General features: G+C 40.9%; 15 protein-coding genes. All 15 read right to left on the minus strand.

Annotated features, from left to right (window positions below; translation table 11 throughout):
* Window positions 1-379: 379 nt before the first annotated feature.
* Window positions 380-784, minus strand: coding sequence for a hypothetical protein (locus tag H5232_RS12770; RefSeq protein ID WP_024592037.1), 405 nt, complete (start codon window positions 782-784; stop codon window positions 380-382).
* Window positions 777-2,582: a tyrosine-type recombinase/integrase gene (locus H5232_RS12775; RefSeq protein ID WP_024608498.1), complete on the minus strand. Its 1,806-nt coding sequence runs from the start codon at window positions 2,580-2,582 to the stop codon at window positions 777-779. The genes H5232_RS12770 and H5232_RS12775 overlap by 8 nt, the downstream gene beginning before the upstream one ends.
* Entirely contained in the window at window positions 2,579-4,231 is a 1,653-nt protein-coding gene (locus H5232_RS12780; protein ID WP_182830989.1) for a phage integrase SAM-like domain-containing protein, read from the minus strand. The genes H5232_RS12775 and H5232_RS12780 overlap by 4 nt, the downstream gene beginning before the upstream one ends.
* A 7-nt stretch (window positions 4,232-4,238) precedes the next feature.
* The gene (locus H5232_RS12785) at window positions 4,239-5,372 is read right to left on the minus strand and encodes a site-specific integrase (protein ID WP_024592040.1); all 1,134 of its coding nucleotides are present in this window, start codon (window positions 5,370-5,372) and stop codon (window positions 4,239-4,241) included.
* Window positions 5,373-6,105: 733 nt separating this feature from the next.
* Window positions 6,106-6,738, minus strand: a complete 633-nt coding sequence (gene catB, locus H5232_RS12790; RefSeq protein WP_182760185.1) for a type B chloramphenicol O-acetyltransferase — start codon at window positions 6,736-6,738, stop codon at window positions 6,106-6,108.
* A gap of 91 nt (window positions 6,739-6,829) precedes the next feature.
* Window positions 6,830-7,084 (minus strand): HNH endonuclease, encoded by a 255-nt coding sequence (locus H5232_RS24710; RefSeq protein WP_182760184.1) that lies wholly within the window; start codon window positions 7,082-7,084, stop codon window positions 6,830-6,832.
* Window positions 7,068-7,391, minus strand: a complete 324-nt coding sequence (locus tag H5232_RS12800) for a hypothetical protein (protein ID WP_182760183.1) — start codon at window positions 7,389-7,391, stop codon at window positions 7,068-7,070. Before H5232_RS12800 ends, H5232_RS24710 begins: the two co-directional genes overlap by 17 nt.
* Before the next feature lie 2 nt (window positions 7,392-7,393).
* A complete protein-coding gene (locus tag H5232_RS12805) occupies window positions 7,394-7,570 on the minus strand; it encodes a hypothetical protein (RefSeq protein WP_182760182.1) in 177 nt (58 codons plus the stop codon).
* 1 nt (window position 7,571) lies between these two features.
* Complete coding sequence (locus tag H5232_RS12810) at window positions 7,572-7,811, minus strand: hypothetical protein (RefSeq protein WP_043156503.1); 240 nt, start codon at window positions 7,809-7,811, stop codon at window positions 7,572-7,574.
* A 119-nt stretch (window positions 7,812-7,930) separates the two neighbouring features.
* Window positions 7,931-8,557, minus strand: coding sequence for a hypothetical protein (locus H5232_RS12815; protein WP_182760181.1), 627 nt, complete (start codon window positions 8,555-8,557; stop codon window positions 7,931-7,933).
* Window positions 8,558-9,239: 682 nt separating this feature from the next.
* Entirely contained in the window at window positions 9,240-9,572 is a 333-nt protein-coding gene (locus H5232_RS12820) for a DUF6488 family protein (RefSeq protein ID WP_182830990.1), read from the minus strand.
* Between the two features lie 41 nt (window positions 9,573-9,613).
* The gene (locus tag H5232_RS12825; protein WP_182830991.1) at window positions 9,614-10,138 is read right to left on the minus strand and encodes a hypothetical protein; all 525 of its coding nucleotides are present in this window, start codon (window positions 10,136-10,138) and stop codon (window positions 9,614-9,616) included.
* A 50-nt stretch (window positions 10,139-10,188) separates the two neighbouring features.
* Complete coding sequence (locus H5232_RS12830; RefSeq protein WP_182830992.1) at window positions 10,189-10,884, minus strand: HupE/UreJ family protein; 696 nt, start codon at window positions 10,882-10,884, stop codon at window positions 10,189-10,191.
* The gene (locus H5232_RS12835) at window positions 10,874-14,017 is read right to left on the minus strand and encodes an efflux RND transporter permease subunit (RefSeq protein WP_182830993.1); all 3,144 of its coding nucleotides are present in this window, start codon (window positions 14,015-14,017) and stop codon (window positions 10,874-10,876) included. Before H5232_RS12835 ends, H5232_RS12830 begins: the two co-directional genes overlap by 11 nt.
* Window positions 14,018-14,026: 9 nt before the next feature.
* Entirely contained in the window at window positions 14,027-15,259 is a 1,233-nt protein-coding gene (locus H5232_RS12840; RefSeq protein ID WP_182830994.1) for an efflux RND transporter periplasmic adaptor subunit, read from the minus strand.
* Between the last annotated feature and the right edge of the window lie 11 nt (window positions 15,260-15,270).

A 15,270-nucleotide genomic window follows, 5' to 3' on the forward strand; every position in this document is an offset into this window, starting at 1 on the left:
GATTCGGTTTGGTTAATATCCACAACAGAAAATGCGAAGCAATTATCGGACAGGCTCAGAAAAAAGATAGATGATAATGATGACTTGTTAGTAATAAAGGTAACTCGTGATTACGCAGGGTGGTTAGATAAAGCTACATGGGATTGGATCAACAAGCATGTTACTGACTAAAGTTGGGTTTAATCATTGGTAATTTCTCAAAAAAGTATAAACAATGGAGTGATAAATGTCGGAGGTCATTAATTATAAATAGTTCGTTACATGTAACTGTAGCTAACCTTATGTTTTATATAACTTTGTTTAAGGTTACACTTTTGGATGTTTTTAACTATCTCAAAAGTAACCTTAATTTGAAATTATTACCATTAAATTCAGGCAATTAGCTGTATATTAGTTGCGTTACATTGTTATTGTCCGCACGAGCATTGCTCAGAGCCATGTTTTTTCGTATTAACGTAGCATTTTGTGATTGAACTTTAGCGAGCATAGCTTTCAATTCTGCCACCTCAGACCGCAACTCTCGATTGCGGTCTTTGTATTTATTAAGTTCAGTTTGTTTGGCATCACGTTGCTGTCGAATGTCTTTGTTTACACCGCCTTTAATACGCTCTAATAGTTCAGGGCAATCACGGTGAATCAATGCTCGACTTACACCTGCTTCTTCGGCAACGGCAGCGACACTCATTTTACGTTTATGAGAAACAGTATTTGGACGACCTTTTTCGATTCGAACAATGGCAAGTCGAACCGCTTTATGTGTCGCTTTTTCTTTCTGGTTAGACATTTATCACCTCGATATCCTTTCTCTCGTTAATCTCTTGCTTCATAGCTTCAACATCAATACCCAATGCCACTAGAACCTTTTCACAGCGTTCCATGCCTTTTTTTACCGCCGCTCTACCAGCTTCACCAATATCATCCAATTGCATCAGTTTCATTTGCTGCACTAGCATTCCCTCCCAATAAGGCAGGTGTCGCTTATCTACAATGCCGCTTTCACAGCTATCAGGCTTACCACACTTACACTCATCATCATTGGTGCACCACCCAATACCTGTTGAGCGAATTGGTATGGAGCTAGAGTATGCCTTTGCCATAGCACTAAGAGAGCCAAAAGATTTAATTAACTCTTTATCCTCACGGACCTTCATGATGTTTTGAGCTATGTCGCCACCAGTGATAGGCGTGTCTAGTTCAAACCAATCTTGCTTAATTTCTTCTTCAACCAGATATTTCTCTCGAAGCATTTCTTCAAACAATTCAGCATCCAAAGCATCATTAAAGGCATACAAAGTGGTCATGGTAATTGACCAATGTTTAAAGTGATCTTTTAATGCTCTCAAGTCACCTAATTCAGAGTGAACCGCATAATTAGCAAAGGTACGTCTGAATTGGTGCGCTGATAGGTTCCAATTACTCCCTATCTGTTCACATAAGTTTGGCAACCTAGCGTTAGTCATTGCCACCCCTGACAATAGGTAAATTGCGTTTCCTTTTCCCAGGTTTTTCGATAGGCAGATGTGGTTTGATATTTCCTCAAGTCGATGTGCTTCCACATGATCGTTGCTTGCTTTCGCTTTTAGTAAATCACACTCAAGTTGATCTTGAAGTGGAGCGCTCAAACGGCCAAGAATATCAATCGCTTCCGTGGCTATCCTTGGCGCAATCCACTCAGCTAACCCTGTATGTGTTTTCTCAGAGACAGTTTCGATGTGGTAGTAAGTGGTGTCACCTTTCGTTTCAGAGCGATACGCATCACGCTTAATGCCTAATATTTCATGGATACGCATACCCGTTGTGAGTAACAGCCAGAAGATACAGCTATCTCGCAGTAGCAATGTTTCTCTCTTTTTTGACGATTTCAGAATTTCATCAGCTTTATCTAGGTATGATTTAGTAAACTGGCACAGCGGAATTAGCACTTTATTTGGAATAATGGGGGTCTTACCTTTGGTAATGGCTTCCCGATACGCTTCACCAACATACCCTGCTTGCTCATTAGCGGTTGATTGAGGCCAAGGATGCTCTTTGACAAAATCAAACTCTTTGCAGTGGTAATAAAGGTCTTCTAGAATGCGGAATCTATCCACCTTGGTGACTGCTGTCAGTGGTTTAGTCTCGCCTTTTCGTTTTGAGTGCAGGGTATTTACATGCCTAACGTAGGCATTTGAGGTAAAAGCTGTCAGCCCATGTGTAACTGTAGTATCTGAACTTAAAACCCACTGAAAATAACTTTTCAACTTGTCCAATGTTTTCACAAGAGTATTAAGAGCTAACCCCTTTTTGAATTTGCTCCAGATTACCCACTTTGCCATGCGCTTCATTTGAGTATCATCAATCGTAGAAAAAGTAAGGTTTAATGCACTTGCTATAGTTGCTTTCGTACCTTTACTAGCAGGAAACACCCATACATCTTCCTCAAATCGAGATAGCGTTTGGTATTCACCATTGGCGAGTTTAATGTAGGTCACGATACCCGTTAGAGAGCCATCAATGACTTGCTCAAGCGCACTGGTGCTTGGCTTTGGACATTGCTGAATTGCAAACTCAGCTTGTGTGAGTATTAACTCAATTGAACTCATTGCGTCACCTTCAACATATCAAGGTTTTGCCAGTACGGATGTGGATTAGATCTTGCCCGTTCTTTTTCAGTCTCTACACGCTGTAGCTGGCCAAGCTTAGCAAATTCAGGGACAACTTCTTCATCTACGATTCTTAGAACATTTTTTAAATGACGCTTCCAGTCTTTACGACCAAACTCGTCACGGCTTCGAATAATCGCCCAATAAAAACTAAAGAGTTTATACAAATCATCACCTGTAATAACGAAGCTTTTACAGCGGAAGCAGCCTAAAAAGTCATTACAGAACGAGCCATTTTTCGGTGCTTTATCGCCATTCTTAGGGTCTTTACAATGCCCTACAGGGACGCTTGGCTCTGCGCACGTTAGCTCTTTAACTCGTATCTCACCCATTAAGCCCAAGTTGCGCTTTGATTGCCCGGGAGCTTGCAGGTAGTGGTCAAGCGTTCCTGTCCCACTGTGTTTGGCTTGCCGCGCAGCAATTAACAAACTCTCACCACTCAGCTCATAAATACCATTGATGAACGTCTTGCGAAAACGGCTTACATTAAGTTTCATCGTTCGACCATCTTCATCTCTTAAGTCGTACTCTTTGATGAATTTTTTGATGTTATATCTAAGCAGCCTTTCTGCTAGAGAGGAGGCCGTACCTCTCTCGGCACCTATGTGGGCAACTCTAGACTCATAGACAAATAACAAGTCGGAATCGATAGACTTTCTCACTTGGCTATTACGCTCAATGATAGCCTCAATAAGATAAGCCACATCAAGCTTTATTCCTTGCACTACTTCAAGTTCCTGTGATTTTCGTAAATTGTGCAATTGCGTGGAGTTGCCTCTTTTTTTGAATACGGTTAAGAGCTTGCGGCAATCTTTAAGTGGGTGGTCGGTCAATGAGTCGGTAGTCATATTGAGAAGCGGAGATGTGTTGATGCCTGTCTGAATCGCCACAGCTAACAAACACAGTGTTAACTGATAACCTGTTAGTGGTTCGGTCTTTTGATAAATCGGCTTAATTGCTTGTTTTAGCGCAACCACCACCTGCCTTTTTTCATGGGGAGTCAGTGGTTTCTCGCCCTTTGCACGTTTACTTGAATTTGGAAATGGGCTCTTAGGAAAGAAATCACTGTTTAGGTTTATGTCATCAATGACTGACCAATAGCCCTTGTCCCTCATGTGTATCAGCATTGACTTGAGATGAGTGTAGTAACCTTTTAGGGTGTTATACCCTAACTCACAACCTCTAAGGTGCAGTAAATATTGCTCGATCAACTCTGGCGTAATGTCATCTTGTGTTAAGTCCTCACCCGCTGAATACCTAAATAATGTAAGGTATTCAGCGAAATGGAAAAAACCATTTTTAAAATAACCTTTTTGAGTTTCCTCGCTAAGAGCATCGGTATTTTTCAGCAGAGCTTTTGCGGTGTAGTACACTCGATTTGTAATGTCGTCATAACCTTTGCCATAGAAACGAGTAAAATTGACGTTAGAACCATTGCCACCTTTTGAACCGATATTCGGGTAATTCACTACAGGGTTGATTGGTCGGACTATTTCTCGATTTTGAGCAGTGTCAGTTGTTGACTCTACTGCCGATGTTTTCTTTAGCTTGTCTTTGTTAATAGACAGTTTTTTTCTTTGTCTCGCCATATTTCACCTACACAATCGCATCAATCTGTTGTTGATACTCAATCGACAAGTCATCGACCAAATCATTAACCAAATGTAAATATTTCATCGTGGTTGTGATACTTGAATGTCCAAGCCGAGCTTGTAGGTACATCAACGGTTCAAATTTACTGCTTTTATGCTCTAACATTCCTTTTAGCATGTGCGTTGCATAAGTATGCCTTAACATATGCGGTGATACGTGAAAGGGTAATTTAAGCGACTTGAGAGCCTTACCAAAAGCAGAACCTTGAGAAGCCCACCCTTGACCATCAGGCGTTAAAAACAAGCAATTTGACTCCACTTCCGACTCTTGTTGCTTCTGAAAACGAGCCTCATTGACATAACGCCACAAGTCCTCCATCAATCGTGTCGGGATGTGTATTTTGCGCTCTTTCTCACCTTTGGTTCGTGAAATATTGACCTCATAGTAAGCTCTGTTTCCAGTAGGCTTTCTTATTATATTCAAGGGAAACAGCAACAGTTCTTTTCGTCTAATTCCTGTCTGTAGACATAAGCGAACCATCAGCTTTAAGGTTGAATTTTCAATCGCAGATAAAAGATCTCGCACTTCAATTACCGATAAAAATTGAGCTTTTTTCTCAAAGGTTTTCATCATCAAATCAGAGCTGTATTTCTTACCACCATTTCTTTCTGTATGAGCTAAAAACTGCTGGCCTTTATTCACTGAAACGGATTCTAGAGAGTAAGGTAATGACTTAAACCACTTACCGACGCCATAAGAATAGAAACGCACTATCGTTCTTAAATGCTGATTGGTTGAATTTACCGACATGCCAAACTCACCAACACAAAGGTCACGATAAGCACTGACTAACATTTCATCTTCACTGCTTTCTGAAATGTCTCGCCAATCCAAACTGTTCTGCTCACAGAATGTCAGGAATTGAGCTAGGTGATTGCCATACGTCCACCAAGTGTTCTCACTATTCACTCGACCTCGTTTTAAGCACTCATATACCAAGAACTGCAACGCCTCTACACAAAGCATTCCTGATTCAATCCCTAGATCTGAATTATCAACTTCCCACGTTAAGAGGGGAAAGTTAGGGTACTTCACACTTTCAATTTCAAAGTCAGATGTGGATTTAATGCAAAGCATAATCGCCCTAATTCACTGTATATTAACACAGTATAATTGTACGCATTATGCTTTGCTACAAAAATAAACGATTTTTTATGTGGACATTGGTATGTAACACGTTTCTGGACAAAAACGAGTTAGAGCCGAAGGTCGGCTCTGTGCCATGAGCAGACATCGAAGGTTTTAATGTCTGAAGTCAAGATTTGACCCCATTCACTCTTTACATGCTTAAAAAAGAGACGGTATTCGATGAAGCAAAATTCTTAAAGAGTTAGTCACGGTACTGAGTGAGCTGAACATCTAACTGGACATAAGGCTGAGCATCAATCAATTGGGTGAGTTAATAACCAGCAAGGTTTAACCTGATTATATGCCTACAGACCTAAGCCACTTGCCTTGATTAGACGCTCAGTACGCGTGCATTAATACAATAAACAAAGTCGCTTACACCTGACTTGAGCCTTGAACTAACTGGATCATCAAAACCAGCCGCCTTGAATAGTGCCATGATCAGGTTAACCGATGAATGTCTAGTGCCCCAGTAAGCCCAAAAGGATATGGGAAAAACCTGGCTGCGATGAGATCGCAATAAGAGAGCCTCTATATGTGTTTGCCGTAAGCTACTTGCTTAACAGCCGCATCGACATACGAAGTAAACGAACTTGTTTATTGATTTAGAATTGACCGTCAATTTATAAAAACGGTCAAAAAGAAAACTAATGCCTATTGACAGAGTTAAGGCTCATATGTGTTATAAGCGTGCTAACGTTTTCCAATAATCATAAAGACCACCAATATTTGAAGAACACATTAAGCCCATTGCCCCCTTAATTTGTTCTTCACTCCACTCCCACCATTTCATCTCTAACAGCTGTATGATTTCAGTATCATTGAACCTGTTTCGTATATGTTTTGCTGGATTTGAACCTACTATTGAATATGGTGCAACATCCTTAGTAACAACAGCACGGCTTGCGATAATTGCACCGTCTCCGATAGATACGCCACTCATAATCATAGCTTCAGTGCCAATCCACACATCATTACCAATAACCGTATCACCCGAACGCTCAAAGCCATCTTTAGCATCAGCAAAGTTTTCATTGTCTTGGTAGAAAAATGGAAACGTACTAACCCAACTATTTTGATGTCCTTGATTACCAGCCATCATAAACACAGCACCAGAACCAATTGAGCAGTAACTGCCAATAATTAACTTATCAATATCTGTCCTATCCGCGAGTAAATAACGTGCACAATCATCGAAACTATGGTTATGATAATAACCAGAATAATAACTGTGCTCACCCACTATAATATTTGGATTCGTCACTTGCTCTTTTAGAGACTTACCTGCAAAAGGACTTTCAAAATAATTCTTCAATTTTATACCTCTGGAAGCTAGAAGCTTATAACGCCGCGCTCTGCGGAAATTTAGGAGCGCCAGCGAGTAAATTTTCCGTAGCAGCGCCTTGTTATAGCTTTGTTGGACGATAATCAAATGTGTCCACGACTATTTCACCTGCATGGACTAAGTCGTGACATTTTTTACAAACTACAAGTATGTTCTCTGGAGTTGCTTCTCCACCTAGGCTGTAATCTAAAATGTGATGTCCATGTATATCCAAACTAGAGCCACATCTTAATTCACAGTTATAAACTTCTCTAATTTTGGCTAATGCGATTGCCCGTGAATGCGCATAGCTTCGAGTACTACTCTTCTTCGTCATCACTAACCTCACCCAGTAATTTTATTCCTGTAGAAGGCGAATCAAGACCTAGGCTTTCCGAAACAATAGAGAGCAACTCTTCCATGAAGGCTTCTGCTTTTTCTTCACTTGCTGATACTTTTACCATAATGTCAGAAGCTGATTTATTCCTTAACTTGCTTTTTTCTACCTTATCGGGAACTTTGTTTATACTAAGGTCATTACCTATTAGACCAAGTTCAGCCGCTTGTTCCATGATTTCATGGAAAGCTTCCTCTACTTTAGAGTTATCACCAGAAAATCTAACTATTAAATCTTTTTCTTCCATGACTACTTCCTTTCAAAAATGTGAGCAACCAAGCCATGTTTTTTTGCTGTTTCTTTTATCAGTTTTTTTAGTGCCTTTTTCTTTTCTGGATCAACACGCCTATAAATTACAGAGCCAGTAACCTTATCATTTTCTGTAATCTCCTTGCTTGAGTCAGTAGTTTCAGGAGAGTTGCCCATTTTATTCTTCCCATAACTCAGCGAGATCGTTCAAATCAGCATCAGTTATTAAATCGAAAGAACCACTGCCTTGTGTTATTGCAAATACATCGAAGTCTATAACCCCACCATCCTTGTCCATTTTCAGCTTATAAATAACGTATTCGCCCGAAGATCTACTGACGTGAATGTCTTGACCTTCAACTTTTACAACCTTATCCCCACTTTTCAGGTCTAAGATTTCAAATTTTAAGATATTCATATTTTCTCCAAAATTGGGGTGATACTGTTTAATCGAGATTTAAGCTATAAACGCCCGCATTTACGGCTGGTTTGGAGCGCAGCGGAAAACCAGTCCGACAACATGCGCTTGTTAAATTTTTACTTGATTAGCGATATAACACCAAAGACAACAGTCAAGACCAAACCAATTACGGCTAGGGGTACAGACCATTTATTTGAAGCCTGAACTCGGTCAAGTGAATCCTGCCTAACTTCGATTAAGCCAGCCAAATCGGATAACTTTTCCCTTGCTGATTCTTGATCATTGTGGGCAATGAACTTTTGAACATCGACAATCAAGTTTCTCTCTGCCGCTGGGACATCTGAATACGGACTCTCAGTTTCAATAGCATCAATTATTCCCGTAACCTTATCCTTTATTGCTGATATTTCATCGGCTTCACGGTCTTTAGAGGATATTACGTTAACCAAATATTCTCTTAGGTACTTTGCTAGCCCAGCTCTATAACTGACATCTTCACCACCTAGCTCGTGTATTCCCTTATAAATATTTACTACATCATCAACTGTATTTAACGTGCCATTTGAAAAGCCAGCAGACAAAGTCTCCCAGAGTCTACTTTTTCTATCCTTTCGTCGCTCTCTTGATCTGAACAGTATCCGTTGCGCTGTAACCGCGTATACGACAGTAAACGCAGCTGTGAATACTGAGAGCACGAATTTTTCATCTGAAAACAACTGAGTTAGTTCTGTCAACGCACTCAAACGGATACTCCTTGAAATTTAACAGCTTATTGAACACCATTTTGGTGGTTTATAACACACCAAAACGGCGTATATTACATACACTGATAATTTCACCAATAATTACCTTTGTAAACAAGTAATTAAAACAGCTAGAAATTAAGCATGTTATTTTGCCCCAAAACGGCGTTTAATAATGTTATTGGTCAATACTAGGCTTCTACTCAAAAAAGCAGTAAAAATTTAACTTTTTCAGTGTCCGGTTATCGTTCTTTTGAGGCATTCGCCTAAACACGTTTTGGGGCAGAAATGAGTTTGGCAACATCGCCTCTGTTAGATTCCAATCAGCACAGAAAGTACTACCTCTATAAGAACTATGCTTTAGTTCAGTTCACCCTTACAACCGCAGATATTAACCATTAAAGGAGATGTTACACTTTTAAGTATGCATAACATTAAAGTTTAAAACTTTTTTACTTCCGAAGTTCGTTTCTATTGTGGCTACCAGAGGTCAAATGTGACAATAAAAATTGAAACTTAGGCGCTATCAAAGTGGCTATTCAAATAAAGTATGACAGCAAAGTTCGAAACTCACTTTTGGACAGAAGTGAGTTAGAGCCGACCAGTGGCTCTGTGCCAAAAGCGGACTTGGTACAAAACAAAGGCACCTCATGCTTTTATCAAAAGGTGCCTTCTTATTTTTTTAAAAGTCGTTTTTATTTTTAACCGCTAATACTTGACCGTTTTTTGCAATTTGGAAGTAAAGCTTATCTTCGTTGCTAGCATTAGATGCACTAACTACGTAAAAATTGTCTTCAACGCTAGCAATCGAAAGTTGCGACTTATCAATACTTTTCCATGACTCATCTAACTTACCGACTTCAAAACCAGCGTCTTTAAACGTCATCTTTTGAATATGTGTTGCAGCGATGCTAACAGCTTTCTGACCGCTGATGACACCATGATCTCCATGTGCCTGTACATTACCAGTAAGCAAAGCACCACAAAGTGCAATAATTGATATTAGTTTGTTCATTTTAGTCTCCATTTCGTAAGGAATTCATATAGTTAAATTCGTTATTGTTTAAGGCCAATAACTTCGTATTGCCCTTTAACCAGTAGCTGTACTGACACTGGTTTATCTGATTTGTTTTTCCAATACCAACCATGAGAACCAGCAAATGGCGTGGTATAGCTGCCTTTCATTTCATTACTTGTAGCAATAGCATAGCTTTCAAAATATCCCGTTGTGTCACCTTCAGGCTCCCCATGTAAATCGAAGTACAATGGAGCACCATCGGTTAACCATTCATAAGTCATTTTTTCATGCTGCTTCATATAAAATTTATATTCGATGCCGCGTCCCGCAGGGACGGTCACTTCTATTGTTTGAAACTCATCCGTGCCTTTAGTTGTCTCTAATGACGTTGTTTCGACTTCAGCCGCTTGTGCAAGTGCTGTTAAACCTAACTTGTTGCCAATACCTGTCGGATCGATGTTGTACTCTGCTGGTAAGATAAAGGTAACCAGTGCAATAGCCGCCACAACGACTGCTGAGATACTCGCTTTAACGAGTGTTTTGGTACTAACTGTATGTTGCATAAAATTCTCTTTTATTTCTGTTTTGTGTATTTCTATACGTTAAAAATCGATTAAATAGTGAAGTAGCCAGTAAGTTGTAAGCCCATCAACATTACACCCGCACTCATTAGTGCAGTATTTGTGACTGTCGAAAAGCGTTGAAATGAAGGCAGTTTTCGCCATGCATTTATCATGATCAAAATAAGTGCTAGCGCAGCAAATTGACCAAGTTCGACACCTAAGTTAAAGGCAATCAGGTTGGTAATAAGACCTTCATCAGCAAGGCTAAATTCTTGTAATTTGGTTGCTAAACCAAAGCCATGAAACAGACCGAAAATCAGCACCGCCCATTGGGTATTAGGTTGCCAGTTAAAGCAACGCTTAAAGCCACCTAGGTTATCGAAGCCCTTATAAATTACGGAAAAACCGATAATGGCATCAATTAAATAAGCGTTGACCTGTATGTCACTTAACACACCAAATAACAGAGTTGTACTATGCCCAATAGTAAACATGGTGACATACAACAGTACGTCACGGCTACGATATAAAAAGAAGATAACACCGACTAAAAACAACAAGTGGTCATAGCCCGTTATCATATGCTTAGCGCCTATATATAAAAACGGAATAAACTGTACACCATTATTCTGCTCTAAAAATGCTCTGGTTTTATCATCAACTCCGTGAGCAAAAGCTTCGATACTGAGAAGCGCTAAAAGTGCAATCGTCAGATAGATTAGTACTTTAATCATATTACTTGGCATCTTGAGACTCCAATACTTCAACATCAGTCAAAATAGACTCCTTTTCTTTATGTAAAATTCTGTATAAGGCAGGAATGACAAACAAAGTCAAAATCGTTGACGAAATAATGCCACCAATGACCACTGTCGCCAAAGGACGTTGAACCTCTGAACCAATACCTGTATTTAACGCCATAGGGATAAACCCTAATGATGCGACGAGTGCCGTTGTTAGCACAGGTCGAAGACGAGTTAACGCACCATCAAATATAGCTTTATCAAGTACTAGCCCATCTTTACGCAAGTCTCTAATAAACGACACCATAACCAGTCCATTGAGGATGGCTATACCCGACAGGGCAATAAAGCCAACTGCTGCCGAAATGGAGAACGGAATGTCACGTAATAATAGCGCGGCAATACCACCTGTTAATGCTAAAGGCACCCCTGCAAATATGATCATTGCATCTTTAACGGAGTTAAGTGCAAGGATTAATAAACCAACAATCATGATTAAGGTGACAGGTACAACAATACTTAGGCGTTCTGAAGCAGATTGTAGCTTTTGATAGGTGCCACCATATTCCACCCAGTAACCAGCCGGGATTTCAACGCTTTCATCAATTGCAGTTTTAATATCCGCAACAAAACTTCCTAAGTCTCTACCACGGACGTTGGCTGTAACAACCATTCTACGTTTACCGTTTTCACGATTAATTTGGTTAGCGCCAGATATAAGCTCAATATCAACCAATTCTTTAAGCGGTACTGAATGTCCATCAGCCAAAGTTATCGGTAAATAAGGTAATGAATCGATATCATTACGCTTAGACTCTGCAAGGCGCACCACAATATCAGAACGGACATCGCCTTGATAAAACTTACCTGCGATTGTACCACCCATAGCCGTTGCCACTTGAGACTGTATTTGGCTAATGCTAATGCCAAACTGCATCAGTTTTTCACGATTTGGCACTAGGCTAAGCATAGGTAAGCCAGTGGTTTGCTCAACTTGTATATCAACGGCACCTTCAACCTGAGAAATTGCACCCTCTATCTCAGCGCCTAACGTAGTCAACATATCAAAGTCATCACCAAACACCTTTATCGCAAGTTCGGCTCTTACCCCAGCTAACAATTCGTTGAAACGCATTTGTATTGGCTGCAAAAACTCATAGCGGTTCCCCGGAATTGGCTCTACCAGCGCGGCTAACTCTTCTACAACTTGAGTTTTCGTCTTATCTGGATCAGGCCACAACTCGCGAGGTTTCAGGATAATGAAGTTATCTGCGACACTTGGCGGAACGGCATCTGTTGCAACGTCGGCTGTGCCTATTTTGGCAAAGACGCGTTCAACTTCTGGCATTTGTTTAATTTTATCTTCTAAAGATTCCTGAAGCGCGATTGCTTGAGACAATGACGTACCCGGAATTCGCAGCGCGTGCATGGCAATATCACCTTCATCCAAATTAGGTGCAAATTCACTACCTAGCTTAGTCGCCTGATAACCTGAGAAACCAACTAATACTGTTGCGGCTACAACCACGAACCAACGGGCTTTTAATACCCACCTCAATGAGGGCTTATAAATAACCGCAGCACCACGAATAATTGGACTATGCTTTTCTTTCACAGGTTTTTTGAATAGTAAGGCAACCATAGCAGGTACAAAGGTAACCGATAACAGCATCGCGCTAAGTAAAGCGATAACTACTGTGATCGCCATCGGGTGAAACATTTTACCTTCAACCCCTTCTAGGGCAAAAATAGGTAGGTATACCGCAGTGATAATAAACACACCAAATAATGCTGGACGTATGACTTCTTTTGTCGCTTCGAAAACTAATTCCATACGTTCTTTTAGTGGCAGAGGATTGTTTCCTGCTTGACTTAGCCTGCGAAGACAATTTTCTACGATGATAATGGCACCATCGACTAACAAACCAAAATCTAACGCGCCTAAGCTCATCAGGTTCGCACTCACGCGAGTTTGTACCATACCTGTCACTGTCATTAACATAGCAAATGGGATCACTAGAGCTGTTAAAAATGCAGCTCTGAAATTACCTAATAGAACAAAGAGTACGACAATAACCAATAACGCACCTTCGGTCAGGTTAAGCTGAACCGTTTGTAGGGTTTTATCAACTAATTTAGTACGATCATAAACAGCGGTTGCTACAATGCCTTCAGGTAACGTTGCATTTATTTCTTTAAGCTTCTCACCTACTGCGTGGGCAACAGTTCGACTATTTTCGCCAATAAGCATGAATACCGTACTCATCACCACTTCACGGCCATTTTGTGTAGCTGCGCCCGTTCTTAGCCCTTTGCCGTTTTTAATATCGGCTACGTCTTTTATATAAAGTGAAGAACCATCAATGGATTTAAGTGGAATATTACCAACTGCGTCCATACCAGTGATTTGACCGGGCAATCGCAGCAACCATTGTGCGCCATTTTGCTCAATAAAACCTGCACCTTGGTTTTGATTATTTTGTGAAATTGCATCAACCACATCAGCTTGTGACAGCCCAAAAGCAAGTAACTTTTCAGGTTTGAAAGCGACTAATATTTCACGCTCAAACCCGCCTATCGGGTTCACCTCTACTACACCCGGCACCCGCATTAACTGTGGCCTTATTGTCCAGTCATGGACGGTTCGTAAATCCATTGGGGTAATTGACGTACCATCAGCATGTGTCGCGTCAGGCTCGGCATCAACGGTGAACATGAAGATTTCACCAAGCCCTGTAGCAATTGGCCCAAGTTGAGGCTCTAAGCCCTGCGGTAACTCAGCGCGTGCCGCAGATAAACGCTCATTAACAAGCTGACGGGCAAAATAGACATCAGTATCATCACTGAATATTGCAACCACTTGAGATAGGCCATAACGAGAAACTGAGCGCGTATAGGTTAACCCCGGTAAACCCGACAATGCAGTTTCTAACGGAAAAGTTACTCTTTGCTCAACTTCCAACGGGGTAAACCCAGCCGCTTCGGTATTGATCATTACTTGCACATTGGTGATATCGGGCACTGCGTCAATCGGTAGTTTGGTAAAGTTCCAAATCCCCAGACCTGACACAGCTAGCACCATCACCATCACAAGGAATTTGCGCTTTATCGAAAAGCGTAAAATTGATTCCAACATTATACGCTCCTAGTGATCGTGTGATGCGCCAGACTTTTCAATGTCGGCTTTTAAGATGTAGCTATTGTCGGTCACGTATTCTGTTCCCGCTTTTAAGCCACCTAATACTTCAATCCATTCGCCTCCAGCGCGATCCAACTCAAGCATACGAACTTCATACTGCTCACCCACTTTGGCGTAAACGACAGTAAAATCTCTAAAGCCTTGCAAGCCAATACGTTTAACAGCGAGTGGGACATCGATGGTTGCAACTTCTATGTCGGCTTTAACAAAACTGCCTTCAGAAAAGTGACCATCAGCTAATTCAACCCAAACTAATCTAGCCTGATCTTCTCTCACGCTTGGCTCAATAAATGACACCTCACCTACAAGGGGGTCCTCATGACCTTCAATGTTTAACGTAACTGGCGTTTCCAGTTTAACCTTGGAATAATCCGAAGGATAAACCGCTAATTTGGCAATATGGCGATTAAAATTGGTAATGGTGAGTAAGGTTTTACCATTGGTTTGCTCACCCGCGTTTGCGAATAACTGGGTAATAACACCATTAATGGGCGCTTTAATAACGTAGGGCTTAAGACTTTCATTACTTTCTACTGTGAATAGCGTTTGCCCTTTTTTAACGATTTCACCGAAATTGACGTGTAATTTGGTGATTTCACCATCAAAACGCGCTGCAATGTTTCGCTTAGCGCCCACAGGTAAACTTAATTTTCCATAAGCAGGAATGGTTTGATGAATTGTCGCAGGGCCTGCAATTTCAGTGTTGATTTCCATTGCATCGGCAACTGCCTGTTCAATTGTGGTGCGACCCTCGAAGTTGTCATATCGCCAATTGTACTTTTTACCCTGATAAGTTGCTTCAATGGCAACGACAAAAGAGTGAGGCTCATAAATCACCATATCACCGCGAAGAAAGTCACCTTGGGCATTGAAGTTAATATCATCAGTGCCATCGCCTAGACGGATTAACTTTACGTTTAAACTAACTTTCGCTGGGTCAATAGGTTGCCCTTCATTTGTTGCCCAAACACGAAATTCTGGCGGCACGCCTGTTTCAAAAATAGAGAGTTCAATTGCAAAATCACCTTCTCGTAACATGCGCCCACGGTGTGGACCTTTCTCTGGTTCAGCTTGCTCAGCCGCAGGTGATGATGCCGCAACAGCATTAGGTGCGACGACGCCTGTTAATGAGATAAGTATCGCCAAACTCAATGACGACAGGATATTTTTATTTTTCATAAGTTTGCTCA

The organism is Pseudoalteromonas sp. SG41-5 (genome assembly GCF_014164495.1).
GTDB lineage: Bacteria > Pseudomonadota > Gammaproteobacteria > Enterobacterales > Alteromonadaceae > Pseudoalteromonas > Pseudoalteromonas rhizosphaerae.

Excerpts from the sequence above, each read along its gene's own strand:
- H5232_RS12800 (WP_182760183.1), bottom strand. The coding sequence starts at position 7,391 with ATGGAAGAAAAAGATTTAATAGTTAGATTTTCTGGTGATAACTCTAAA.
- H5232_RS12810 (WP_043156503.1), bottom strand. The coding sequence starts at position 7,811 with ATGAATATCTTAAAATTTGAAATCTTAGACCTGAAAAGTGGGGATAAG.
- H5232_RS12835 (WP_182830993.1), bottom strand. The coding sequence starts at position 14,017 with ATGTTGGAATCAATTTTACGCTTTTCGATAAAGCGCAAATTCCTTGTG.
- H5232_RS12775 (WP_024608498.1), bottom strand. The coding sequence starts at position 2,582 with ATGAGTTCAATTGAGTTAATACTCACACAAGCTGAGTTTGCAATTCAG.
- H5232_RS12770 (WP_024592037.1), bottom strand. The coding sequence starts at position 784 with ATGTCTAACCAGAAAGAAAAAGCGACACATAAAGCGGTTCGACTTGCC.
- H5232_RS12825 (WP_182830991.1), bottom strand. The coding sequence starts at position 10,138 with ATGCAACATACAGTTAGTACCAAAACACTCGTTAAAGCGAGTATCTCA.
- H5232_RS12785 (WP_024592040.1), bottom strand. The coding sequence starts at position 5,372 with ATGCTTTGCATTAAATCCACATCTGACTTTGAAATTGAAAGTGTGAAG.
- H5232_RS12805 (WP_182760182.1), bottom strand. The coding sequence starts at position 7,570 with ATGGGCAACTCTCCTGAAACTACTGACTCAAGCAAGGAGATTACAGAA.
- H5232_RS24710 (WP_182760184.1), bottom strand. The coding sequence starts at position 7,084 with ATGACGAAGAAGAGTAGTACTCGAAGCTATGCGCATTCACGGGCAATC.
- H5232_RS12830 (WP_182830992.1), bottom strand. The coding sequence starts at position 10,884 with ATGCCAAGTAATATGATTAAAGTACTAATCTATCTGACGATTGCACTT.
- H5232_RS12780 (WP_182830989.1), bottom strand. The coding sequence starts at position 4,231 with ATGGCGAGACAAAGAAAAAAACTGTCTATTAACAAAGACAAGCTAAAG.
- H5232_RS12820 (WP_182830990.1), bottom strand. The coding sequence starts at position 9,572 with ATGAACAAACTAATATCAATTATTGCACTTTGTGGTGCTTTGCTTACT.
- H5232_RS12840 (WP_182830994.1), bottom strand. The coding sequence starts at position 15,259 with ATGAAAAATAAAAATATCCTGTCGTCATTGAGTTTGGCGATACTTATC.